The organism is uncultured Mailhella sp. (genome assembly GCF_963931295.1).
Lineage (GTDB): Bacteria > Desulfobacterota > Desulfovibrionia > Desulfovibrionales > Desulfovibrionaceae > Mailhella.
Map to the genome: position 1 here is coordinate 3,055,291 of NZ_OZ007001.1, position 23,924 is coordinate 3,079,214.

Below are 23,924 nucleotides of genomic sequence, written 5' to 3' on the forward strand. Positions count from 1 at the left end.
AAAAGGTTACGCGTTGTCGTCCGGCAGGGAAAGAATGGCGGCAACGAGCTTTTTGCACTGGGGCACCAGGGAGGAGAGCAGGGCGTATTCCTCTTTCGTATGGGCGTTGGCCCCGCCTATGCCCAGAGCGCACAGCGTGGGAACGCCCGTCTGCGTGACGAAGGCGCTGTCGGAACAGCCGCCCGTGGAGACGAAGGAAACCGGCCCGTAGCCCAGTTCGCGCGAGGCTTCGTCATAGACGGCGGCCAGCGCGTCGGTGCCCGGCGTTTTCTCCATGGCGGGGTAGCGGGCGAGCACCGTGAAGGAGGCCGAGGTGCCGGGCAGAGGCGTTTGGGCGCACAGGCGCTCAAGGTTTTTCAGGGCGTCTTCGTAGTCGGCATTGGACATGTAGCGCAGGCCGAGAGAGATGGCGCAGCTGTCGGGAATGATGTTGGAGCCCGTGCCGCCCGTAATTTTGCCGCAGTTGAACAAATTGCCGTCCGGGGTGGTCAGCGCTTCCAGACTTTCCACCAGACGCGCCGCCGTGCGTATGGCGCTCGCGCCCATTTCGGGATTGCGCCCCGCGTGGGCGGCGATGCCTTTCACGTCGATGCGGATCACGGCTCCGCCCTTGCGCTGCGTGACGACCTCATTGCTTGTGGAACCGCTCTCGCAGTTGAAGGCAAACGCGCAGTCTGCGCATTCCTGCTCGAAAAGCTGTCCGCCGAGGCCGCCGGACAGCATGTGTCCGCTTTCCTCGTCGCTGGAAAGGATCAGCTTGATCTGGCGGTCATGGTAGCGGCAGGCTCTGAGAGCCTTGACGGCAAAGAGCGCAATGACGATGCCGCCCTTGCAGTCGAAAACGCCCGGACCGTACAGCTTGTCGCCGTCCTGCCGGAACAGTTCGGGCCAGCTTCCCGCGGGATGCACCGTATCCATATGGGCAATCAGCGCAATGGGGCGCTGCGTTCCCTGCCGGGTGCAGGCCGTCAGGGCGTCGCCGGCTCCGTCGTAGTGCGTTTTGCGGCATGCCATGTCCATGGCGTCGCAGTAGGTGTCGAGATGGCGGGCCAGACGGCTGACGGCGTCCTTGTCGGCGGAGGGCGTTTCCATTTCCACCAGCCTTTTCAGAAGCTGGAGCATTTCCGCCTGCCTGCCGTCGAGGTATGCCATGGCCTCGCGCCACAATGTTTTGTTGTTCATAGTCGGCCGCTCTTGTGTTTTCCTGAAAAAAGATGGCCCAGACTATCCGCATACATGAAAATGTTCAAGAGACAAGGCAACATGAGAATACTTTTACAAACGGCGTCGAACAGGAGATGTTTTGTGATATAAATGACAAAGTAAGACTGCCCGAAAAAACGCTGCGTTGCAGTCACATTTCGTGCGCATCACTGTACAGACGCGTGGCGTCGCATGAACTGATGCAATTATGTACTGTGTTCGTCCGCATCGCGAGCCGGACATGAAAGGGAAAAACGCAATGGCAGGCTTTGGGGAAATGCCGACGCTCGCCGATCGGGATGCGATGGTCGGTCTGCGCGTTTGTGGGATCTGAACCGGCGTACGGCATCGGCGGGGCGGCGGGGACGATTTGGGACGGTCGCAGCTTCCCGCATCTGGTGGGAGAGCTCTGCCGGAGCCTGCGGCCAGGGAATGCAGGAGCGGCCGTGCATCGGAGCATCGAGCAGCATAATTACCATGCTTTTTAGGCATAATATGGTATTTGATATAAGTATTTGCTATGAATAGGCGTTTCCTTTATCAGAGAGACAACAGAGTTGAACATCCTCATGAAGTCGGGCCTGCGCCCGGGGAGAATGCCATATGAAAAAAGTAAGCAGCATGGCCATGAGCGCGATTGTCGGCATCACGGCACTTGCCGGAGCTTCGATGATGACTCAGGAACAGGCGTTTGCCGGCAGCACTGCCAAGGAGGGTAAGACAATGACGCTGGAACAAAAGTGGGACAAGACGTTTCCCAGGAGCAGCAAGGTCGATCACAAGAAGGTAACCTTCGTCAATCGTTACGGAATCACGCTGGTCGGCGATCTCTACATTCCGAAGCAGACAAGCGGCAAGCTCGCGGCCATTGCGGTGAGCGGACCGTTCGGAGCGGTCAAGGAACAGGCTTCCGGCCTGTATGCCCAGACCATGGCCGAAAGAGGCTTTCTGACGCTGGCCTTTGATCCTTCCTATACCGGAGAGAGCGGCGGCGAACCGCGCAACGTGGCGTCTCCCGACATCAATACCGAAGATTTCAGCGCGGCGGTGGATTTCCTGACCACCCTGGACAACGTGGACGCGGAACGCATCGGCATCATCGGCATCTGCGGCTTCGGCGGCATGGGCCTCAACGCTGCGGCCATGGATACGCGCATCAAGGCCACCGTGGCTTCCACCATGTACGACATGAGCCGCGTCACGGCCAACGGCTATTTTGATTCCATGGACGCCGACGCCCGTTATGAACTGCGCCGTCAACTCAACGCTCAGCGTACGCAGGACGCCCGTTCCGGCAAGATAGCGCCTTCGCAGAACAGACTGCCCGACGCCCTCAAGGGCGACGAGCCGCAGTTTGTGAAGGATTACTTCAACTACTACAAAACGCCACGCGGATTCCATCCCCGCTCCGTCAACTCCAACGGCGCATGGAACGCGACCTCGTCCCTGTCTTTCATGAACATGCCGCTGCTGAGCTATGCGGGTGAAATTCGCAGTGCCGTGCTGCTCATTCACGGCGAAAAGGCGCATTCGCGCTATTTCAGTGAAGACGCCTTCAAGAAACTCAAGGGCGACAACAAGGAACTGATGATTATTCCCGGCGCAAGCCACGTTGATCTGTACGACAGAACGGACATCATTCCCTTCGACAAGATAGAGGCGTTCTTCAAGGCCAATCTGTAAGGATAAACGTTTTGCCGGAGAGGCAGTGCGCGCAAAAAACTCCCCGCGATGCGGGGAGTTTCAAAAAGGCGAAGCCTTTTAAAAGTTAAAAAGAGGGCTCCTTTGTAAAATAACAAGTTGTCTCGACTCGAAATCCATACACAAAGGACCCCAGCAATGAATGACCAGGGTTTAAATCATACCCGTTGGACCTGCAAGTATCATATACTTTTCGCTCCGAAATTCAGACGCAAGCTGATATACGGAAAGTATCGCAGAACGACAGGAAAAACTCTGAGAAAACTGTGTGAATACAAAGAAATAGAGATAGTAGAAACAAATGCGTGTATGGACCATACCATATGCGCATCAAGATTCCACCAGAGTATAGCGTGGCGCAGGTAATGGGGGATTTGAAAGGGAAGAGCTCTTTGATGATATTTGAGAGTTTTTCGTATCTGCGCCATAAGTTCGGCAATCGTCATTTCTGGTGCACCGGCTGTTTTGTCAGCACAGTAGGAGTAAATAACTCTACGGCGAGAGTCGATACAAAGCCCTCTGGTCAAATCAAACCGCCCCTTGAAGGGGCGGTTCTGACTTAAAAGCCCCAGCTCGTCTGGGGGGCCTGAAAATTTATAGTCATGTGTATGTTATGAATACTCCTTTTGATTCGTCAAGAAAGGGGTGCGGTCTGGCAACTGCGCCCATGAGCAAATCAAAAGGATGTCACAATGGGTGACGCAAAGAAGTTAGCGCATACGAAATGGAACTGCAAATATCACATGGTATTTGTACCAAAATATCTCTGACAGATTTTCTATGGTGAGAAGAAAAGGGCCATAGGAGAAATCTTGCGGAAATTATGTGAGTGGAAGGGCGTGAGCATAGTAGAAGTGGAATGTTGTCCCGACCATATCCATTATGTTGCTTGAGATGCCGCCCAAGATGAGGTATCGGCGTTTGTCGGATATTTGAAAGGAAAGAGCGGCCTGATGATATATGAGCAGCTCGGCGAGCTGAAGTTCAAATATCGTAATCGGGAGTTCTGATGCCGTGGTTACTCTGTCGACACGGTGGGCACGAATAAGGCAAAGATAGCTGAGTACAACAGGCATCAGCGGCTAAGGATGGCTGAGGATAAGCTGCAGCCGGCGGCCGGGTATTCCGTACTCCGGAAGCCCGTTTGCGGGGCCGCCGGTAACAGAAATCAGATATCAGATCGTATATGCGTCTCTAGGACGCGGTTGGTAAGAAAGCTATACAGGAACACAAGAGGCCCCACCGGCTATGCTGGTGGGGCCCCATTTCGCAAGAAGAATTTTTTGAGAAAAAGGACTCGCGGAAAGCCGGTCAGCGCGAGGCGTCGGCCCGTCCCATGACCCTGTTGAAAAATTCCTGAAGCATGGACACCAGACGGGCGTGTATGGCTTCCCGGGTTTCCTCGTCCACGCTGTTGCACAGGGAGGCCAGCGGCATGGCGGGATCAGCATCCGGGCATGTCGTCTGGAGCGAGGGCGCGTCCGCCTGATGCAGCAGCTGGTACTCCGTGTTTTGTCCCAGCATGGCAACAAAGCGTCTGGCCTGTTCCGAAGGTCGGTTCCAGCGTTCTTTTTCCGCCCCCACGAACAGGCAGGGAATGTGAACGTCGGCAAGACTGTCCTGGCTGAACAGCATGGAGAAGCCGGGCGAGACGAAGGCCATGGCCCGGAAGCGTTCGTCCGCCACGGGCGTGTTGTGAGAGAGAGGCGGCAGCAGGGGAAGCGCCACGGGCGGAGTGGGAATGTCGCGGATCCGGGCCAGCCGGAGCTGGCGTTGATGGCTGCGCGCCACGGAGTCGGCCAGGCGGCGGAAAAGCTGTTCGCGTGCCTTGACAGCCACATGCATCATGACGGTTTTTTCTTCCCGCTCCAGCGTGCGGTGACGCATGCTCTCCACCAGCTCGTCCATGCGGCCGGAGAGAAACGGACGGCACCACGGGCTGTCCGTGGGGCGCAAAAGCTCCCTGACGTCAGGCGAAAGCCCTTCATCGGCCAGCGCAGGCGTAACCAGAAAGTTCTGCACCGTTCCTGAAAGCTCTTCCGGAATGCTGTGTTCGGCAACAGGCTTTGGAGGCACGACTTCCGGCACGGAGATGGGAGGAATTTCATCGTCGGGGCGGATGTCGGGCTTGATGGTGTCCGGCAGGGTGAGCTCCGGCGAGGGAATCGTCATGTCTTCGTCGCTTTCCCCGGAAGCAGGTTTGACGGGCGCTCGTTCTCCGCAGAAGTCGGCCCAGGCGTCCGGGGTCATTTCGCCGCCGGCAAGCAGCAGGCCTGCGGAAGCTGGCATGCCGAAGCCGAGAAACGCTATGCGGGAGGCGTCGGCCTGCGCGCCTATCTGAGGATGCTCAAGCACGACGTCGAGGGCGGCCCTGAGCTGCAGCGCGCGCACGGGCAGTTCCCGATCGGAGAAGAGCAGCGCCATGTCCTCCCCGTTGTCGTGATCGTGCGTGGGGGCCGCCACGATGAATCCGCGGGAGGCGAGCTCAGCCGCGATGTCGTGATGCGTCCAGGCCGAGCCCGTGACGTCGTGAGACAGAATGATGACGGGCCACGGCCCTTCCATGATCGGCGCATTGCGCGCGGCGCTGAAGCTCCAGTCGCCCACCTTCACGGTGCCGGACTTGCGCCGCGTGGGATACCAGACGCCCATGTGAATCATGAGCCGCTGCGCGGGCAGACTGGAGGAAAGCGTGCGGTAGCCGGCATAAATGGTCTGATTTTTTTGCCTGGCCTCCGCGCAGGGCGCAAGCATCAAGACCGTCAGCACGAGGATGACGAGTCGCCGCGTCAGACGAGGCAAGGTCGGGCAAAAAGAGGTCAGAGTCATGAGATTGCTCCGCAGCGGAGCTTTTCTGGCTAGGCTTCGGGGTTTTCTTTGGGAGCCGCGAAGTCCACGGCCGGGCCTTGTTCTTCGCGGGGTTCCGCGGCCTTCACTTCGTTCCAGAGTTCGTCCTTTTCGTCCAGACTGAGCGCCTTGAAATCGAGTCCGCGTTCGCGGGCGAGCTTTTCCATGGCTTCAAAACGGGTGCGGAAGCGGTTGGCCGCAAAGTCCACGGCGGAACCGGCCTTGACGCCCATGCGGCGTCCGAGCTCCACGAGCGTAAAGATCATGTCTCCGAGTTCGTGCTCCTTGGCGGCGTCGCTGCCCGAGGCGCGGGCGTCGAGCAGTTCAAGCCACTCGGCTTCCACCTGACGTTCGACCTCTTCGTCGTCGTCCCAGGTGAATCCGGCTCCCGCGGCCTTGGCGTGCAGACGGTAGGCCTTGGTCAGCGGCGGCAGGCCGGAAGGCACGGAAGAGAGCACGCCCTTGGACGCTTCGCCTTCGGCTTCCTTTTCCGCCTTCTTGATGGCGGCCCAGTTCTTCATGAGGTCGTCGATGCTCTCGCAGTGCTTTTCGCCGAACACGTGGGGATGACGGCGGATCATCTTGTCCGCGCCCATTTTGAGGGCGTCGCCGAGGGAGAACTGTCCCGCAAGTTCAAAGCGGCGGGCCATGAGCAGGAGCACGAAGAGAAGATCGCCCATTTCGTCGCAGGCGTGGCCGGGCTTGCCGGAGCGGATGGCGTCCACGAGTTCATGACATTCTTCTATGAGATATTCGCACATGGATACGGGGGTCTGCTCCTTGTCCCAGGGGCAACCCTTTTCAGGATCGATGAGCTGATTGACGACGTTCTGAAAGCGAAGAAGCTGTTCCTGCTCGTTCATGATGGACTCCGTTTGAATATGACGGCGCAACGCGCTGAATTACAGTTGAGGAATGTGAAGGTCGAGAGAGCCGGCGAGCGCCTGAATGAAGCGCATGAGCGGGGGAAGCACCTGAGATTGCCTGACCACGTCCACGTCCGGCAGCAGCCGGATGGCGATGTAGCCGATGACTCCGGCGAAAAGGAGGCCTTTGGCCAGTCCGGCCAGCAGACCGAGCATGCGGTCTATGCCGCCGGCAAAGGCGGATTCCAGCATGTTGTGAAGCACATGGGCAAGAAGCCCCACCACAAGAATGCCCGCCACGAAAAGCAGCGCCATGGAGAGCATGGGCGCGAAGCCCGGCGAAACGCCGTACTGCGTGAGCATGGGCGCAAACTGTGCGCTGAAGGTGCGGGCGAGCACAATGCCGGCCGCCACGCCGAGCAGGCCCGCGACTTCCTGCACCAGGCCCCGTATCAGTCCCTTGACGCTGAAAAAGAGCAGAATGATGAGAAGGGCGGTGTCAAGCAGATTGATTTGAAACATAGGACTTCGGCATTCCTCTGAAATAGGTGTCAGGGTATTGTAGAGGAACCGGCGACACTGTCAAGAAAAAGCGGACGCCGCGTGCATCCAGGAAGAAAAACGTTGCGCCCCGGCGGCCGAAAGCCGGAGCGGAAATCTTGCCTAAATGAAAAAAAGAGAGGAATATGAGGCCCGTCCGAAGAAGGATGCATCCTTCTTCGGACGAAACCTTTTTGAGGAGACCAAGCATGAAAGAGACTTTGCAGGATATCAGAACCCGTCGCAGCTGCCGTAAGTTTCAGCCCCGTCAGATTGCCGAAGAGGAGCTGAACGCCATTCTCGAAGCCGGAACCTGGGCGCCTACCGGTCACGGCTGGCAGTCTCCCGTGATGGTGGTGCTGCAGGACAAGGCCACCATCGAGAAGCTCTCGAAGATGAACGCCGCCATTATGGGCACGAACGGCGATCCCTTCTACGGCGCGCCCACCGTGGTCGTCGTGCTGGCGGATAAGTCCCGTCCCACCTATCGGGAGGACGGCTCGCTCGTCATGGGCAATCTTATGCTGGCCGCGCATGCCGTGGGCGTGGCGTCCTGCTGGATTCATCGCGCCCGCGAAGAGTTTGAATCGGAAGAAGGCAAGGCGCTGCTCAAGAGCTGGGGCATCGAAGGCGACTACGCCGGCGTGGGTCACTGCATTCTCGGCTACGCCGCGGAAAACGGCGAAGCGCCCGCCAAGCCCCGCAAGGAAGGCTACATCATCCGCGTGTAGCATTTCGCGCGTGCGTAAACCTGTTCAGCAGAGCCAGGGCCGCCGGAAACGCGTCTGAAAGCGCTTTGGGCGGGGCGATTGCCGCAAAAGCTCCGGCACAGCGGCGTCATCGTTCGGAGCTGCCCTGATCGGGCTGCGGCGGACGTGAACATGTCGTCTCCGACACTTCACCTCGTGGCTTTTTGCTGTTTTTTGCATCGTGGGCAGACTGCCTTGACCTTTGCAGGTCGAAGCGGCCTGCCCCGATGTTTTTGTGCCCGGGGAAGTCTGAGAAGACAAAAAAGGACCGGCTTGCCTTTTTGTTCGGGGGATTATACCTTCATTGCCCGAAAATACAGGAAGTTTCGTTGCCGGCGGCGCGCGGGGCACTGTCGTCTGCCGTTCTCCGCTTCCGTCGGAGACGGGAGAAAGCTCCGCCTGACGGCGCGGCGGGAAAAGCGCCGGGCGTACGCCGGAAAAGAGTGCTGCGGAATGCGACAAGTCGTCGGCCGCTGCTGTGGAGGAAGCATGAGCGAGTCTCGGATAGGAACGGTGGGCATCGTGGTGGACGATCAGGAAAGCACGCCGCAGATCAACGCCATACTGCATCAGTATGCCGACATCATTGTGGGGCGTCTCGGCATTCCCTACCGCAGTCGCGGCGTGGCCGTCATTGCTCTTGTCGTTGACGGCAGCATGGACGCCATTTCCGGCATGACCGGGCGCATAGGCAAAATTCGCGGCGTGTCCGTCAAGGCCGCTGTTTCGAGGCGCTGAGTCATGATGAATGTTTCGTCTTGCCTTTCCGTGATTCAGGAGCTGGTCGAGGGGCGCTTCCCCGGCCCGGAACGTCTGGGAGCCTTTATCGACGCCTGCGCCCCGGAGCGTTTTGCCGGTTCTGTGCCCGAAAACGCCTTGGCGCTGGAGGTGGAATATCTTGCCGAAGCCGGACTTCCGGCCGCGGCCGCGTCGCCTGCGGAACGTTCGCCTGAGAGCGCGCTGTCTGCGGAAGAGGCAGGTGCGGTGAAGGACGCGCTGTTTGCCGCGGCGCGTGAAAAGGCGCTGGCGCATTTCGGCAATCGCGTTTATATCCGCGGGCTCATAGAAATTTCAAACATCTGCCGTCAGAATTGCCGATACTGCGGCATACGCGCAGGCAACACGCAGGCGGAACGCTACCGTCTTTCTTCCGAACAGATTCTGGACTGCTGCGAGCACGGCTACGGGCTGGGATTCCGCACCTTTGTTCTTCAGGGCGGCGAGGACGCCTGGTTCACCGACGAGCGGCTTGCCGACATGCTGCGCAGCATCAAGAAGCGCTGGCCCGACTGCGCGGTCACGCTGTCGGTGGGAGAGCGTTCGACGGAGTCGTATCGACTTTTGAAGGATGCCGGAGCCGATCGTTTTCTTTTGCGGCATGAAACGGCCGATCCCGTGCATTACGCCAAGCTGCACCCCGCGGCGCAGTCATGGAAGCATCGCATGGACTGCCTGAAGGAGCTCAAGAGCTGCGGGTATCAGACCGGCGCGGGGTTCATGGTGGGCTCGCCCTGGCAGACCACGGACTGCCTGGTGAAGGATCTGTGCTTTCTGCGCGATTTTCAGCCGGAAATGGTGGGCATCGGACCGTTCATTCCTCATGCGCAGACGCCGTTCGCCGCGTTTCCCGCCGGCAGCGTGGAAAGAACGCTGGTGATGGTGGCCTTGGTGCGGCTGCTGCTGCCCTGCGCCATGCTTCCTTCCACAACGGCGCTGGGAACCGCGGCGGGCAACGGTCGCGAACGCGGCATTCTGGCCGGAGCCAATGTGCTCATGCCTAATCTTTCGCCCCGCGAGGCGCGGGCGCGCTACCGTCTTTACAACAACAAGCTCTCGGAAGGCGCGGAATGCGCCGACAATGTCCGGGAACTTCGGGAGCGCATACGCGCCGTCGGGTACGACATCGTCGTGGACAGGGGCGATTTTCGGTCCTGCTGACTGTGAAGCGGACCGTGTTTTGCTGGAAAAGGAGACGGTATGTCCGACAGTATTAATGATACGCCGCGTTCGGGGCGACTGCACATAGGCATTTACGGCAGGCGCAACGCGGGCAAGTCTTCCCTCATCAACGCCATTACCGGACACGAAACGGCCATTGTTTCCGAAACGGCGGGAACAACGACGGATCCGGTGTACAAGTCCATGGAAATTCACGGACTCGGTCCGTGCGTGCTCATCGACACGGCAGGTTTCGACGACGTCGGCCCCATGGGCGAGCTTCGCGTGGAAAAAACCCGGCTGGCGCTGGAGAAAACCGACATGGCGCTGCTTGTGGTGACAGACGGAGACGATCTTTCCGTGGAAAAGAAGTGGGCGGCGTCGCTGAAGGCGCGCAAGACGCCGTTCATCGTGGTGCTCAACAAGATGGACGAGCACAGCGAGGCCGAACTTGAGAGCCTGTCTTCCCGCATAGCCGACGAGCTCGGCAAAAAGCCCGTGGTGGTGAGCGCAAAGGAGGGCACGAACATGCCCGTGCTGCGCGAGACCATGCTGCGTCTGGTGCCGGCCGACTGGGGAACCATGAAGCTCACCGGCGATCTTTGCGGAGAAGGCGACGTGGTCATGCTGGTCATGCCGCAGGACATTCAGGCTCCGCAGGGACGCCTCATTCTGCCGCAGGTGCAGGTCACCCGGGAACTGCTGGACAAAAAATGCATTATTGCCAGCTGCACGGCCGACAAGATAGCGCAGACGCTGAGCGCGCTTTCGCAGCCTCCGCATCTCATCATCACGGATTCGCAGGTGTTCGCCGAAGTCTGGAAGCTCAAGCCTGCGGAAAGCCTGCTGACGTCATTTTCCATTCTGATGGCGGGATACAAGGGAGACATCAATGAGTTTCTCAAGGGCGCGGAAGCCATCGACCGCCTGACGCCGCACTCCAAAGTGCTCATTGCGGAAGCGTGTACGCACGTGCCGCTTGCGGAAGACATCGGCCGGGAGAAAATTCCGCGCAGGCTGAGGGCCCGTTTCGGCGAAACGCTGGAAATCAAGGTAGTGAGTGGAACGGACTTCCCGACGGATCTGACGCCGTACGATCTCATTATTCATTGCGGCGCGTGCATGTTCAACAGAACTTATATGATGTCGCGGGTACAGAAGGCCAGAGAGCAGGGCGTTCCCCTGTGCAACTACGGCGTGGCGCTTGCCAAGCTCACGGGTATTCTGGACAAGGTGGTACACGCCTGAACGTGGTTCGGCGCGCTTTGAGTCGATGACGGAAGAACGCGTTGCTTCGTCGCTGCGGTGAAGCAACGCGTTCTTGCCTCTGCAAATAAAGAGAGAAGGGAAAGGTTGCCCCTTGCAGACGTTTTCCGGCAATTCGGCCGGAGAGGGGCGAAAGCTGCGGGGGATCGCTGAGGATTCTCCGGGAGAAAGAGCACCGTAGAAATCTTTTTTATCAAAAGGGGAAGAAAAACACTTGCCTTTTGGAGCGGGTCCGGCTATATTCCCCTTCGTTGTCGGGATGTGGCTCAGTTTGGTAGAGTACAGCGTTCGGGACGCTGGGGTCGCTGGTTCAAATCCTGCCATCCCGACCAAACTAAACACTCATAAAGCCTCATAAGGTCTCTAAGTCCTTATGAGGCTTTACTTTTATCTTGCTTCGTTCCTCTCATGTCCTCTCATGAGGTCCATAGACATAGCACCAAAATGGTGTCACTTTTGGAGCCATATTTTTCTTTTTTTCGATGGCACTATCAAAGATGGCACTACAGGGGGAGGCTATGGCACTGACAGACACCACGCTTAGGGAGCTACACCGGCGGGCAAAGAAGGGCGAGAAGGTGCCTATGAAGTCCGACGGGGGCGGTCTGAACTTTCAGGATGGTAAGTATTGGCGATTCACCTACTACTTTGCCGGAAAGAAAAAGCGTCTGGCTTTTGGCGTCTACCCTGATGTTTCCTTGAAAGCTGCCCGGCAGGCGAGGGAGAAGGCGCGGGAACTCTTGGCACAGGGCATAGACCCGGCAGAGAAGAAGAAAGCCGAGAGGGCAGAGGCAGAGAGGATAGAGCATGAGCAGGCTCGAACCTTCCGCGTCGTGGCCTTGGAGTACTACGAGCGGAAGCTGACTGACAGGCGGGACCTGTACAAGAGACAGACGCTTGCCCGCTTCGAGAATCAGATATTTCCCTTCCTGGGAGATGTTCCCATTTCCAAGTTGAGGCCGTCGGACATATTGGTTGGACTGCGTAGAGTAGAGGAACGTGGTTCTCTCGATATGGCGCACAGGCTGGCAAGTCTCATAAGGCAGGTGTGCCGCTATGCCGTGGCCTCAGGCTATTCCGAGTTCAACGCCGCTGCTGAACTATCAGCCGCCATGACGCCGAAACCGAAGGCCGTACCAAGGGCGGCCATACTGGATCCGCATCGGATAGGACAGTTGCTCCGGGACATAGACGAATATCAGGGCTCTTTTTCCGTGAAGTACGCTTTGAAGCTCATGCCCTATTTGTTTGTGCGTTCTCAGGAGTTGCGCAATGCCCGATGGGATGAAATCGACTTCGACAAGGCCGTATGGAATATCCCGGCGGAGCGGATGAAGATGAAGTCACCGCACACGGTTCCCCTTGCCCGGCAGGTGGTGAAGCTGCTCACTGAGTTGCACGAGTGGACGGGACACACGGGCTTGCTGTTCCCATCCGCACAATCCAACACGCGGTCAATAACAGACGTGGGCTTGCTCAATGCCTTGCGCCGGATGGGATACGGGCGGGATGAAATGTGTATTCACGGCTTCCGCTCCATTGCCTCAACCCATTTGAACGAGTCCGGCAAGTGGCGGTCAGACGTGATAGAGTCAGCACTTGCCCACTCGGAAAGGAATCAGGTAAGGGCGGCATACAATCGCGCTGAGTACCTGCCGGAACGCACGGCCATGATGCAGGAGTGGGCGGACTGGCTGGACAGGCTGAGGGCTGGGCAATAGGCGTATTTCCGTGCTAGACCCCCTGCGACAACTGCGACATTGCGACAGGATCGGAAGATTGTCGGTGTGGAATGCGAGAAGCGGAGCGCCGAGCGTTCCGGGAGTCCAGAGGGCGCGGCCTTCTGGCAGGTAGGGGCAGTTGTGTAACACAACTTCCATCCTGCCTCGAAGAACCCCCAGCGTGTGAATGTGTATGTGGCAGGCTGCGACAACTGCGACTTTGCGACATTTTTCAGGATGAATAACTACTTCCTAATATCCCTATAATCCCTAAAAGCTCATCGGCTTGAAGTGAAAGTCTCTTCCATGCCGGACATTGTGCCCGTTGCCATGAAGGCGGCGGGCTTTTTTTGTACACTGAGGCTATCTAAAAAAACGCTTGTAAAAAAATATATGCCTATTTTTCGTTGTAGAAAAATTTTTTTATGCTTCGTGTAAGCGTTGGTATTAGGGGATTTTCAAGTGAAGATTTCCATGTAACTTTCAATTCTTTTCTGATGAAACTATGCCGCAGGTGTCCACCTGTGCTAACATGAAGACTCATATAGTTTCAAAGTGTTCTACCTGTAATATGAAAAGAGGATTTTTTATGTTGGAAAAAAAAGGTATCGGCACAAAGTTCATCCGTCCCCGCTTCATGCGTCCTAAACAGGCGGCCGTGTACCTCGCCACTAGTGAAGCCACAATTTGGCGTCTGGTGCAGCGTGGTGAACTTCCCAAGCCCATAAAGCAGGGATCAAGGTGCAGCCTCTTTGAAACGGCATGGCTGGACGCCTATGCGGACAAGCTGGCCAATGGTGAGGGGGACGCCGTATGCTGAACACAAAAAAGGCCCCCGCGCAGGCTGTATCAGGGGAAACCAACGCAGGGGCACCCGAAGGAATGAGCAATTCTATCCGTTCTTCCGCCTTCTGGAAAGTCCCCGCCCGTGTGATTTCCTATCAAAAAGCCACTTGCCAAGGCTCCATTGTGGTCTATGGCGGTCTATTGTCCTTGACTCATGGCGAGGGATGGGGCATGGTTGAGGCCCCCAAGTACAAAACGAAGGTGAGCGACACCTTTTCTACTCTCCCAAGGGGTAGAAGAACATTCGTGCGCAAGTCTTTTGCTATCAAACGTCCTGCCGGTGGTGTATCTGCTGGCGGTGACTTTGTGCATATTGGCGGCAACGCAAGCTCCGTATTCCGAGAGGGTACGGCTACCTTCGTTTTGGGTAGGGGAAAGCAGGTGTTGCCGCCTCTTTGCGTTTAAAACTCCCAAGTTCAAAACGAGGTATTTCCCCATGATTGACGCCAAAACTACCGCGTCCCGTTCCATCAATTCCCTGACCACCGAACAACTCAACCGCTCCATTGAACTGCTCGATCACGTCGAGGCATTGCAGGTGCAGATATCCAGACAGGCCCGATCCTGGCCGGACATCGTCTTTGCTTTGCTCAACGGCCACCAGCTTTCTCCGCTGGAAGGCAGTGATACCCGCGAAGCTTTGAGCCGTGCGCTTCTCCCCGAGGGGCGCGTGCTGAAACAGGTGGAAGAGCTTGTGCAGGAACTCCGGCACCAGCGCGCCGTTCTGCTGGCCGTTGAAAGGCTGATTGCCTTGAACTGCTGCGATGATGAGGGGGCCGACAATGCGTAGTGCCAACCTTTCCCTTACAGCCGGAAGCCTCTCCCATCACACTACGAGCAAGGCCGCTGTGCGCCCCTCTGAGTCCGTCATGCTCAAGATTGGGACTCTGCTTGTGGCTGGAACTCTAGTATTCACTCTGGCCGTGTTCGCCTTCTGCGATCGACAGGATGAAGAGCTTGCTTCTGCCGGAATCAACATCGAAGAGCTGACCGGGGAGGCGCGCTGATGGACGTTGAACGCCTCTTTACCCATGAAAACATAGCGGCGCTGGCCTATGCAGTAGGCGCATTGAGGAGGCAGGCCGATAAAGCGGAAGATGACCTTGAAGCGGCCATGCTGTCCCGCGCTTCTGCTGTAAGTCTGTATCTGCTGAAAGAAATTACCAACGAATGGAGCGCCAAGAATGCCCTTTGAATATACCGAACTTGTGGAATGCGCCCGGGCTGTCCTTACTGACGCCGGGTTGGTGCTGAAAGATGAAATAGATCTCAGCGGTGAACTGGCCATGTGCGGGACGGTGAAGAAGCCGAAAGGCACTGACGGCCGGTATGCCGTACATCTGGACTTTCCGCCGAATGTCTACGTTGTGAACTACCACGACGGCGGAGAGGGGCGGACGATTCCCCTGTATGACCGTGGCGCGCTGGACGCCATGACCGCCGAAGAAAAGGAGGCCATGCGGGAGAGGATCCGGCAAGGCAAAGAAAAGGCTCTGAAAGAGAAGGAGGAGGAGCGCAGGGCCGCCGCTGAGAAGGCGAACAGCCTCTTTCCAACCTTCCCCCTTGCCGGAGAGGATAACGCCTATCTGCGCCGCAAGGGCGTGCTTCCTATGGGCGATATGCGACAGGACAAAGGCGGGCGGCTGGTGCTTCCGGTGAGGAACGCAGAAGGCCGGATAGTAAGCCTGCAGTTCGTTGACGGCGAGGGCAACAAGCGTTTCCTCAAGGGCGGGGAAAAGAAGGGCTGCTATTTCCCCATACCGGCAAAAGACGGAAGGCAGGACGGGCCGCTGCTCATTGGTGAAGGCTGTGCAACGCTGCTCAGTGCCTGCATGGCGACGGGGTACGCCGGGCTTGTGGCCTTCGATGTCGGGAACCTTGAACATGTGGCCCGGATGGCGAGAAGCAAATACCCGGATAGAGAAATCATCCTTCTTGCCGACAACGATATCCACGAGGACGGAAGCCGGAATACCGGTGTAGAGGAGGCGACGGCGGCGGCGCAGGCCGTGGGCGGGAAGCTGGCCGTGTGTCCGGCAATCAGGGGACGCAAGGCAGATTTCAATGACCTCTTCACGGATACAGAGGACGGGCCGGAGAGGGTGCGCGTGTGCATCGAGAAGGCCATGAGAGAGGGCGGGGAAACTCGACTGCCTGCCGGTTATTTCATCCGAGCCAAGGGAGACAAGGCCGGGTTGTACAAGCTGGAAGAGAAGGGAGACGATGTGCAGGAATACAGACTTGGGCCGCCTCTCCGGGTTCTGGGAAGAACAAAAGACGAACACTCCAAGAACTGGGGCTTTCTGCTTGAATGGCGTGACCCTGCAAATGTGCTTCACCGTATGGCCCTGCCGGAAGAATCATTACAAAAGCAAGGCCGTGAATGGGCGTCTATGCTGGCCGCTGATGGCTACAGTGTTGCGCCCGGTATGCATGGCAGGTTTGTGAACTTTCTCTACGGCATACAGACAAAGCGCATGATTACCAACGTTTCCAAGGTTGGCTGGTTCAACAAGGGAGACGTGAAAGCAACGACGGAAGATGAATATTGCTTTGTCCTGCCTGATGTAACCATCGGCGCGGAAGATGGCATTGTCGTATTGCAGACGCTGGACTTCGTGCGGAACGCATACCAGACGGGCGGAAGCTTTGAGAAATGGCAGGAGATGGCGGCCTTGTGTGCGGGCAATTCGCGCCTCTCCTTTTTCCTGTGCGCTGGTTTCGCCGGTGCTCTGCTCAAACCGGCAGGCATGGAAGGCGGCGGTTTTTCCATAGAGGGGGATTCCAGTTGCGGGAAAAGCACCTGCCTCAAGGTTGCGGCCTCCGCTTGGAATGAATGCGAAAAGCTCCGCACTTGGCGCACTACTTCAAACGGCCTTGAAGCTGTAGCTACCATGTTCAATGACGGCGTTCTGGTGTTGGATGAAGTCGGAGAGGTTCAAGCGCATGACTTGTCAGAAGCGGCCTACATGCTTGCCAATGGTTCGGGCAAGACTCGTGCCGGACGTAGTGGCGGCGCAAGGCAAACGGCGTCTTGGCGTCTGTTGTTCCTTTCCAGTGGTGAGGTTGGCTTGAAGGATAAGCTTGAAGCAGCAGGAATAAAGCCAAGGGCGGGGCAGGAAGTCCGCTATGTGAACATTCCTGTTGATACTTCAATGGTGAGCGCGTTGCACGGGTTCGATGATTCCGCGTCTCTGGTGAATCATATAAGGAACCTGTGTGAAAACAACTATGGCCATGCAAGCAGGGCTTTTCTTGGCTGGCTGGTGAAGAACTATACCGAGGTTCAAAGCACACTTGGCAAGGCTATTCCCTGCATAGAAAACAAGCTGTGCCCTTCTGATGCCGGTGAACAGGTGCACCGTGTGGCCCGCCGCTTTGCGCTGGTTGCTGTGGCGGGAAATCTTGCCAAGGCTGCCGGGATTATCCCTGATGCCGTAAATCCCGTGTGGGCCGTGCGTTCCTGTTTTGACGGCTGGCTTTCTTTGCGTGGTGGTGCCGGAGCCTCTGAAGATTCCGCTATCCTATCTGCTGTCCAACTCTTTATTGAGCGCAACGGGCAAAGCTGCTTTCAGGACATTGACCATCCCGACGCCGTTTGCATCAACCGCGTAGGGTTCCGGCGGAAGGTCGGAGATAACCGCTATGAATACATCGTGCTGCGTGAGTCCTTCAAGAAGATGATCGGAGATTATGGAGTCAAAAGGGCATTAGCGGTGCTTGAAAATCATGGCTGGCTGAAAGTTGAGGCCGGGCGAATTGATCCTAAAGTGTCGCTTCCCGGACTGGGAAGGCCGCGCGTGTACGTCCTGACCATGCCCGATGACTCCGAAAACTGAAACAAACTTGTTTTTTTCGTTGGGGCAACTGGGGCAGATGGGGCAGTTCATATATTTCAATTAGTTACATTGAAAAAATCTGCCCCAAAAGTGCCCCAAGTGCCCCGAAAAAATGGGGCAGGCAAGAAATTGAAGGCTTGCAAAATTTGCGGGGGTGCCCCAAGTGCCCCAAAATAAAAAAGCGTTTGGGGCAGGCAAAAACGGCTGAAAACCGTTGTGCCGCAACGGGTGCCCCAACTGCCCCAAGTGCCCCAAGCAAAAAATCATACTTGTTTTGTTTTTCAGGCGGTGAGGCCATGAACGAAAGCGAAATGTTCGGCTTGATGATGGGCGATATGTATGAATCCGATGACCTCGAAAAGGGGCAGGCGGAAGAACGGGTAGAGGAAAAGAACGCGGGGGAACCGGCAAAAGATGAGCTTCCTACCCTGCCGGAAGAAAGGTCCCTTGCGGAGCCTGTAGGGGCCGCTGGTGAGGCCGAGGCTATGGGATGGGGAACGGAGTCGGGCGAGGCGTCGGAAGTCGGCGCAAGGGCGCGGGCGCGGTTCCAGTCTCCCCCGGTGGATCGGAGAGGCTTCCCCGACTTCCCCACGTTCTGCGCTGGGTACGGGAAGGGCTGCGGGGCCTGTCGGTTCTTCCGCATGGGGCGCGGGCCGTTCTGTGCTGTGTGGGGTGCAGCGTGGCCGAAGTTCCAGAGGGACGCGGAGACGGATACGGCGACATGGTGAGGGGGGGCTGCGGGTTCAACGGGCTGAAATTTCAGCTCGCTAGCTGCGCTCAAATGTTAGCGCAGTAGCTGCAAGGCCGTCTGTGCCTGTTTTTTGGCATGGCGTGGCCATCCATCGGGAAAAGAAGAAACGCGCCTCTCCGTGGCGCAGGCGGGAGAAAAAGTAATGCTTGAAAAGCTAGATGTTGAATACGTTGTAAACGGTGAGACTTGCCTTGTGGATGATAAGAAGTTGAAGGTTGCCTATATGGACGAGTTCCAAGTTATGGACGCCTTGCTTCTTTCTGCTGACAAGATTCTTGCAGAGAGGTGGAATCTTGGGGCGGTCGGTCTGCTGCTGAACGCTTACCAGTGCATAAAAGAAATGCGCGAACTTCTTGAAACTGGGGAAACTCCTGAAGAGGTGCAGGAGGTGAAAGAGTGAAGATCATCATAGACACGTGGGAACAGCGGCCGTTCGCGTTCCTGGGACAAAACGGCGACATTGAAACGGAGCGCGGAACGCTGTCCCTGGGAGACTATTCCCTTGCCGGGCTGACTGATCGCGTGGCCGTGGAACGAAAGAGCCTTGCTGATTTGGTCATGTGTCTTGGGAAAGAGCGGGAGCGGTTCCAGCGGGAACTCATGAGGGCGGCCGCGCTGGAAGCCTTCGCCGTGGTTGTCGAAAGCTCATGGCAGGACTTGGCGGCCGGAAAGTATCGTTCAAAGCTCTCTCCGGGGGCTGGCATGGCGTCGGTACTGGCCTTCATGGCAAGGCATCGTGTACCCTTCCTCTTTGCCGGTAACAGGGAGAACGCCGAGGCAGTCACGGCCGGTTTTCTTCGGCAGTACCTCAAGGGCAAGGCGCATGAAGTGAAGGCCATACAGGAGGCCGTGGGCGTCCTGTAAAAGCAGGTCGGAACAGGGGTCGCCTACTACGGAAAACTAGAGGTGCGCAAACTGTCCCTACTTGGTAAAACTTGGGAAAGCATCGAGAGGCCGGTGCGCGGGGGCCGTTCCCGGGAGACTGGGGCGGCCTCTATTCGTATGCCGGGGCGCGGTGTGTGCCGCCGGTGTGCGAGGGCGTAGAATGGCGAGTCCTTCAGGCCATGACAGGGAGGTGAGGCGGTGAGCGGTTCCATGCGTCTATGCCGGTATTGCGGCGGTCCTCTCCCCGACGGCTCGACAAGGCATAGGCTTTACTGCTCCGATCATTGCAGGCGGAAGTATCAGGACGAAAGGCGCAAGGCTGAGCGGGACGAGTTGAAGGCGCTCCGGCATGAGGACAAGGCCGGGGACGCGTGGCTCGATCCGTGGTCACGGTGCGACGTGGACGACTGGACGGCGGAAGAGATACTTGCCAATGCGTTGCTTGATCCTCTCCCCGCCGGACTGGTGTGGGAGGACTCATCAATAAAACTCAAGTTCGGAAATCGACCCTCTTCCGGCCGGGACGGACTGGGATGGGATGACACGGGGAACCATGAGGGAACCAAGAGGACGGGCAAGGACAACGAGGTTACGGCGAGGTTGGCAAGGCGGAAGGCGCGCAGGGAAAGCCGCAGGGAGAGGCGGCGCAGGCTCCGGGGAAGTGTTAGGAAAGTGTGAGGGTACAGCAAGGTTACTGCAAGGTTTGGGACGGTAAGGTTACGGTAAGGCAGGGGCAGAATTCACACTAAGGTTACCATAAGGTTTTGGGAGCGGTAAGGTAGCAGGCTGGTAGCAGGTGGCAACCGCAAAAAAAGAAGGTAGCAGCTCGAAAAGTTAACACCGGACTTAACACCGTTCACCACAAAAAAGAGACGTAAGTTGACGGCTGGTTGACGGCGTAAACCACAAAAAAAGGACCGGCAAGGGGTGAAAGATTCGTACACCTCCCCCGATCAGGATAGCACGCCTCCCCTCCTGCCGGGCAGTGGCCAAATCACCCAAAAGGGAGTGAACCGGCTCATATCTGAGCGCGTTGCTTCCTCACCTGCCGGAACTCGCCACAAGGCCGTAGAGGCGTGGAACGGGGACGACATGACCAACACAGGCCGGGCGGTAAACGTGTCCCTCCGTGGCGCGTGGCGGCTTGACGGGGTATGTCCGGCATGAGAGATTGAACGCGGGGACAACGGGCGATTCATGGGAAGCGCCTCCAAGGTTGCGGGCCGTCTGGGTAACCGGGCGGCCTTTTTCTTGTGGGCGAGGCTTGACGATATGCCCGGCAAGTGAGAGTGTGTGCACACATCGGCGGCCGCACTGGCTGCAAAAAGGGGAACGACGCAGGACTACCCGAGAAGTCCGCGCCGTGGCAGGAACGTCCTCCCCCGGTGGGGTGGATAAACCCGCCTGCCAGTCTCGGATAGGACGCTTGGGAAACTGGGCGTCCTTTTTTCGTGCCCTCACTTTGCCGGTGAAAATTAAGCCATATCCGGGTAACACTTGTTCCGTAACGTTGATGTGAAGTCTCAACCTGCAACCTGTGAGGATACCATGACCCACAAGCTGCTTTCTTTGGTAATGGCGTTGTTTCTACTGACGGTCTCCCTTGTCTTCTGTGAAGGGTTTGCTCCCGTGGTAGTGAATTCATTAGGCGTGTCGACTGATGCAGGGACGGCCTACGCCGATGACTGGGATGACGATGATGATGACGATGATGACGATGGTGATTGGGACGATGACGAAGATGACGACGATGATGACGACTGGGATGATGACGATGATGACCGGCGGCGAGGATGGCGGCGTTATTGAGTGGTGAATGTCGGCACAGGCGACAAAAGGGGATGACCTCGCCTAGTGGGACAGATTGAAAAATAGTGCCATTTCTAGTGGCATATCGGATATGTGTAAAAAATATATTCAATGAAATAGGAGTATTGAACTGTCAATTATGATTCTGCCATCGCAAAAGGGCAGAAAAAGTGCAGGCCCGGCCTGAGGGGAAAGCCCCCGATAATCTTCGGGGGCCTTGCATTACCAGTATCTGTGAGGCGGAGGCGGGGGCGGAGGACGATGCCCCTTGGGCGGACGGCGGGGGCGCTTCTTCGGCTTGTGATGGTCGGGCGGCGGAGGAGGAACAACGCATCCGGTCAGCGACGAGGTCGCCATGCCGATGGTCGCCAGAGCCGCAAAGGTGCGGAGAAAAGAGCGTCTGGTCATCATAACGTTGCCTTTTGTTTTGAAATATATGAATTTTCTTGACCTGTAGCTTATTGGTAGCATAGCTGGGAGCATTGTCAATCATCTCTTCCGGGATGAGGGCGCCGGCGTGAGATTTTTCGACGCTCCTGCGGGGGAATGTTCGACAAAGCGACTCTCCGGTGAATCACCGGCTTTTGCCGTCAGCGACCTTGAATCATTGCCGAATCTCCCCGCGTTTGGTGGCGTCATGATGTCGGTGCAGGACTTCGTCTTGTCATGACATCTTTGGCAAACGTGAAAGGCGCAAAAAAAAACAGCCTCCGCGAGACGTCACGGGGGCTGTTTTTGCATGCGGAGATCCGCGGGAATATGGGCGGCAGGTCAATCGGCGGATGCATGACGACGGCGCTTCGGCGCGGAACCGACGCCGTGCATCCGCCTTATGCCGCTCTCATGCCGCGACTGGCGCGCAGCATGGGCCGCTTTTGCATGAGCGCTTTCCTGCTGCGCGCATGGATGCGGCATTACAGCCAGCTGGGCTTCTTGTCCGACAGAACTGCGTCGTTCATGGTAAAGGCGTCGAGGCTTCCGGCCTTGACCTGGATGCAGAGAAAACAGATGCCCTTGTCGGCAGAGGCGCTGATGCAGCGCTCCGCGCCGGGATCGATGCGGAAACAGCTTCCTGCCTTCAGCGGCAGTTCCTTGCCGTCAACATACAGTCTGCCTTCGCCTTCCAGCACGAGATAGACTTCTTCATTGTGCTTGTGCGCATGTACAAAGGGCACGGAGACGCCCGCGGGCAGATTGTTGCAGGAAATTTCCGCGCCGGTCAGGCTGAGAAGATCATGCAGTTCGGTGCGCGAGGCGGAAAGATCAATGCAGTCGAGTTTGTACTGGGACATGGAATGCTCCTTTTGATTAGATATCAAACTTTTTATGAAAAATTTTTGCCGTTCCGCAAGGGGAACGGCAGGCCTCAACCTGTCGGCGTCATGAGAAATGCTCACGATTGTGACGCCGGATGCGTTTTCCGCAGGGCGAGCCGTTTGCTGGAACAGCGCATTTCGCCCCGGAAATGGCGATTCGCCCAGCGGAAAGCGGTTACGACTCCACACATTTTGCCAGAAGGCGTTCGAGCTCGTCGGCTTCCTGCGCCGTGAGTCTGGACAGGATGATGTTTTGCAACCCGTCGGAAATGGCGATAAACGCCGGTTTGAGCGCCTTTCCCTTGTCGGTGAGCCGCACCCTGACGCCCCGGGAGTCTGCGGGATCGGGAATGCGTTCCACGTAGCCGTGGCGTTCCAGCTTGGTCACAAGCGTGGTGAGTGTTGACTTTGTGCGGCGGGCCTGTGCGGCAAGTTCGCTCATGTTGAGCTCTCCGGCCTCGAAAAGCAGGTGCAGCACGATGCCGTGACTCGGCGCGATGTCCTTCAGCCCGGCTTTTTCCAGTTCGCCGAGGATGAAGGCGTTGCCGGCCTCGCGCAGCCGACTGGCGTAATTGAGAATGGCTTGATGTTTCATGAGAAGGTTTTTAGTTTGATATCGAATTTATGTCAAGAAAAAAATGGATCACGACCCTGGTTCCGATCGTGATCCGAGGCGGCCGGATTTCTGCGAGGAGGCGGCAGGACCGGTACCTGTGAGATGTGGCGGCGCGGAAAAGACGCCTGATGCGTTACTGTTTGTTTTTGTTCTGCAGGCGGTCGCGGAGAATGATGGCCAGAAGGTTCATGCCCACGACAAGGAAGATGAGCATGAGCGCCGTGCCGTACTGCAGGGGAAGGGTTTTTTCTATTTCCGTGCCCGAGGTGGCGAGGATGTACATGTGGTAGGGCAGGGACATGACGGGGCTCAGCAGGGAGTCGGGCATGTGCGGGGTGAAATAGACGGCGGCCGTGAACATGATGGCGCCGGTTTCGCCGGCGGCGCGGGCGAGGCCGAGGATGCAGCCGGTGAGCATGCCGGGGAATGCGGCGGGAATGACCACCCGCAGGATGGTCTGCACCTTGGTGGCTCCCATGGCGAAGGAGGCTTCGCGCCAGGAATCGGGCACGCGGCGCAGCGATTCTTCGGCGGTGTTGATGATGATGGGCAGCGTGAGAATGGAAAGGGTGAGGATGCCGGAAATGAGGCTCACGCCGAGCCCGAGGAAGGTGACGAAGAAGGAGAGGCCGAACAGGCCGAAGACGATGGAGGGCACGCCGGCAAGGTTGTTGATGCCGAAGCGGATGTAGTAGGTGAGGCGGGAGTGCCGGCTGTATTCATGCAGATAGACGGCCGTGGCCACGCCGATGGGAAAGACGATGATCATGGAGCCGAACGCGAGCAGAAACGTGCCCACGATGCAGGGCATGATGCCGCCTTCCGTCATCATTTTTCTGGGGAATTCCGTGAGGAACTCCCAGGAAAGCGAGGAGAAGCCGTTGATGGCGAGATACAGGCACACGCCCGACAGCGCCAGAACGTTGATGGCGGCGGAGGCGTGCAGCAACCCGAACATCACCTTCTGAAGGCGCAGACGAAACAGGTTACGCTTGGCGGTATTCATAGGTTCTCTCAAAGACGTTGCAGAT

24 protein-coding genes, 1 tRNA gene and 2 pseudogenes are annotated in these 23,924 nt (G+C 57.5%); 19 read left to right on the top strand and 8 right to left on the bottom strand.

Features of this window, described 5'->3' with window-relative positions:
* Nucleotides 1-6: 6 nt before the first annotated feature.
* The gene (locus tag ABGT79_RS13070; RefSeq protein WP_346666546.1) at nt 7-1,182 is read right to left on the bottom strand and encodes a M20/M25/M40 family metallo-hydrolase; all 1,176 of its coding nucleotides are present in this window, start codon (nt 1,180-1,182) and stop codon (nt 7-9) included.
* A gap of 624 nt (nt 1,183-1,806) precedes the next feature.
* Between ABGT79_RS13070 and ABGT79_RS13075 the strand changes: the two genes are divergently transcribed.
* From ABGT79_RS13075 to tnpA (ABGT79_RS13085), 3 genes and pseudogenes are all read left to right on the top strand, one after another.
* Complete coding sequence (locus tag ABGT79_RS13075) at nt 1,807-2,886, top strand: alpha/beta hydrolase (RefSeq protein ID WP_346666547.1); 1,080 nt, start codon at nt 1,807-1,809, stop codon at nt 2,884-2,886.
* A gap of 156 nt (nt 2,887-3,042) precedes the next feature.
* Nucleotides 3,043-3,467: pseudogene (gene tnpA, locus ABGT79_RS13080) on the top strand (IS200/IS605 family transposase).
* Between the two features lie 129 nt (nt 3,468-3,596).
* A pseudogene (tnpA, locus tag ABGT79_RS13085) lies at nt 3,597-4,116 on the top strand (IS200/IS605 family transposase).
* A 99-nt stretch (nt 4,117-4,215) separates the two neighbouring features.
* Here the strand turns inward: tnpA (ABGT79_RS13085) and ABGT79_RS13090 are convergent.
* The 3 genes from ABGT79_RS13090 to ABGT79_RS13100 are packed head-to-tail and all read right to left on the bottom strand — an operon-like array spanning nt 4,216 to nt 7,139.
* The gene (locus ABGT79_RS13090) at nt 4,216-5,733 is read right to left on the bottom strand and encodes a dienelactone hydrolase family protein (protein WP_346666548.1); all 1,518 of its coding nucleotides are present in this window, start codon (nt 5,731-5,733) and stop codon (nt 4,216-4,218) included.
* A gap of 29 nt (nt 5,734-5,762) precedes the next feature.
* Complete coding sequence (mazG, locus tag ABGT79_RS13095; protein ID WP_346666549.1) at nt 5,763-6,614, bottom strand: nucleoside triphosphate pyrophosphohydrolase; 852 nt, start codon at nt 6,612-6,614, stop codon at nt 5,763-5,765.
* Nucleotides 6,615-6,653: 39 nt separating this feature from the next.
* The gene (locus tag ABGT79_RS13100; RefSeq protein ID WP_346666550.1) at nt 6,654-7,139 is read right to left on the bottom strand and encodes a CvpA family protein; all 486 of its coding nucleotides are present in this window, start codon (nt 7,137-7,139) and stop codon (nt 6,654-6,656) included.
* A 227-nt stretch (nt 7,140-7,366) separates the two neighbouring features.
* Between ABGT79_RS13100 and ABGT79_RS13105 the strand changes: the two genes are divergently transcribed.
* The 16 genes from ABGT79_RS13105 (at nt 7,367) to ABGT79_RS13180 (ending at nt 20,961) form a co-directional block, all read left to right on the top strand.
* Nucleotides 7,367-7,888, top strand: a complete 522-nt coding sequence (locus ABGT79_RS13105) for a nitroreductase (protein WP_346666551.1) — start codon at nt 7,367-7,369, stop codon at nt 7,886-7,888.
* Nucleotides 7,889-8,395: 507 nt separating this feature from the next.
* The gene (locus tag ABGT79_RS13110; protein WP_294485795.1) at nt 8,396-8,644 is read left to right on the top strand and encodes a TM1266 family iron-only hydrogenase system putative regulator; all 249 of its coding nucleotides are present in this window, start codon (nt 8,396-8,398) and stop codon (nt 8,642-8,644) included.
* 6 nt (nt 8,645-8,650) lie between these two features.
* The gene (gene hydE, locus ABGT79_RS13115) at nt 8,651-9,844 is read left to right on the top strand and encodes a [FeFe] hydrogenase H-cluster radical SAM maturase HydE (protein ID WP_346666552.1); all 1,194 of its coding nucleotides are present in this window, start codon (nt 8,651-8,653) and stop codon (nt 9,842-9,844) included.
* 39 nt (nt 9,845-9,883) lie between these two features.
* The gene (gene hydF / locus ABGT79_RS13120; protein WP_346666553.1) at nt 9,884-11,092 is read left to right on the top strand and encodes a [FeFe] hydrogenase H-cluster maturation GTPase HydF; all 1,209 of its coding nucleotides are present in this window, start codon (nt 9,884-9,886) and stop codon (nt 11,090-11,092) included.
* A gap of 273 nt (nt 11,093-11,365) precedes the next feature.
* Nucleotides 11,366-11,442, top strand: a tRNA-Pro gene (locus tag ABGT79_RS13125).
* A gap of 186 nt (nt 11,443-11,628) precedes the next feature.
* The gene (locus ABGT79_RS13130; protein ID WP_346666554.1) at nt 11,629-12,831 is read left to right on the top strand and encodes a phage integrase central domain-containing protein; all 1,203 of its coding nucleotides are present in this window, start codon (nt 11,629-11,631) and stop codon (nt 12,829-12,831) included.
* Nucleotides 12,832-13,420: 589 nt separating this feature from the next.
* Entirely contained in the window at nt 13,421-13,651 is a 231-nt protein-coding gene (locus ABGT79_RS13135) for a helix-turn-helix domain-containing protein (protein WP_346666555.1), read from the top strand.
* The gene (locus ABGT79_RS13140; RefSeq protein WP_346666556.1) at nt 13,645-14,082 is read left to right on the top strand and encodes a hypothetical protein; all 438 of its coding nucleotides are present in this window, start codon (nt 13,645-13,647) and stop codon (nt 14,080-14,082) included. Before ABGT79_RS13135 ends, ABGT79_RS13140 begins: the two co-directional genes overlap by 7 nt.
* A gap of 31 nt (nt 14,083-14,113) precedes the next feature.
* Nucleotides 14,114-14,467: a hypothetical protein gene (locus ABGT79_RS13145; RefSeq protein ID WP_346666557.1), complete on the top strand. Its 354-nt coding sequence runs from the start codon at nt 14,114-14,116 to the stop codon at nt 14,465-14,467.
* 79 nt (nt 14,468-14,546) lie between these two features.
* A complete protein-coding gene (locus ABGT79_RS13150; protein ID WP_346666558.1) occupies nt 14,547-14,684 on the top strand; it encodes a hypothetical protein in 138 nt (45 codons plus the stop codon).
* Nucleotides 14,684-14,872, top strand: a complete 189-nt coding sequence (locus ABGT79_RS13155; RefSeq protein ID WP_346666559.1) for a hypothetical protein — start codon at nt 14,684-14,686, stop codon at nt 14,870-14,872. The genes ABGT79_RS13150 and ABGT79_RS13155 overlap by 1 nt, the downstream gene beginning before the upstream one ends.
* A complete protein-coding gene (locus tag ABGT79_RS13160) occupies nt 14,862-17,516 on the top strand; it encodes a DUF927 domain-containing protein (protein WP_346666560.1) in 2,655 nt (884 codons plus the stop codon). The genes ABGT79_RS13155 and ABGT79_RS13160 overlap by 11 nt, the downstream gene beginning before the upstream one ends.
* Before the next feature lie 296 nt (nt 17,517-17,812).
* Nucleotides 17,813-18,244, top strand: a complete 432-nt coding sequence (locus ABGT79_RS13165; protein WP_346666561.1) for a hypothetical protein — start codon at nt 17,813-17,815, stop codon at nt 18,242-18,244.
* A 165-nt stretch (nt 18,245-18,409) separates the two neighbouring features.
* The gene (locus tag ABGT79_RS13170; protein WP_346666562.1) at nt 18,410-18,667 is read left to right on the top strand and encodes a hypothetical protein; all 258 of its coding nucleotides are present in this window, start codon (nt 18,410-18,412) and stop codon (nt 18,665-18,667) included.
* The gene (locus tag ABGT79_RS13175; protein WP_346666563.1) at nt 18,664-19,131 is read left to right on the top strand and encodes an ERCC4 domain-containing protein; all 468 of its coding nucleotides are present in this window, start codon (nt 18,664-18,666) and stop codon (nt 19,129-19,131) included. The genes ABGT79_RS13170 and ABGT79_RS13175 overlap by 4 nt, the downstream gene beginning before the upstream one ends.
* A 1,569-nt stretch (nt 19,132-20,700) precedes the next feature.
* Nucleotides 20,701-20,961 carry a hypothetical protein gene (locus tag ABGT79_RS13180; RefSeq protein WP_346666564.1) on the top strand — a complete coding sequence of 87 codons (261 nt, stop codon included), beginning with the start codon at nt 20,701-20,703 and terminating at the stop codon, nt 20,959-20,961.
* Between the two features lie 222 nt (nt 20,962-21,183).
* On the opposite strand, the gene ABGT79_RS13185 is transcribed toward ABGT79_RS13180, so the two are convergent.
* From ABGT79_RS13185 to pstA, 4 genes are all read right to left on the bottom strand, one after another.
* The gene (locus tag ABGT79_RS13185; RefSeq protein WP_346666565.1) at nt 21,184-21,372 is read right to left on the bottom strand and encodes a hypothetical protein; all 189 of its coding nucleotides are present in this window, start codon (nt 21,370-21,372) and stop codon (nt 21,184-21,186) included.
* Nucleotides 21,373-21,875: 503 nt separating this feature from the next.
* Nucleotides 21,876-22,253, bottom strand: a complete 378-nt coding sequence (locus ABGT79_RS13190; RefSeq protein ID WP_346666566.1) for a cupin domain-containing protein — start codon at nt 22,251-22,253, stop codon at nt 21,876-21,878.
* 199 nt (nt 22,254-22,452) lie between these two features.
* Nucleotides 22,453-22,872 carry a MarR family transcriptional regulator gene (locus ABGT79_RS13195; RefSeq protein WP_346666567.1) on the bottom strand — a complete coding sequence of 140 codons (420 nt, stop codon included), beginning with the start codon at nt 22,870-22,872 and terminating at the stop codon, nt 22,453-22,455.
* A gap of 154 nt (nt 22,873-23,026) precedes the next feature.
* Nucleotides 23,027-23,899, bottom strand: coding sequence for a phosphate ABC transporter permease PstA (gene pstA, locus ABGT79_RS13200; RefSeq protein WP_346666568.1), 873 nt, complete (start codon nt 23,897-23,899; stop codon nt 23,027-23,029).
* Nucleotides 23,900-23,924 lie beyond the last annotated feature (25 nt).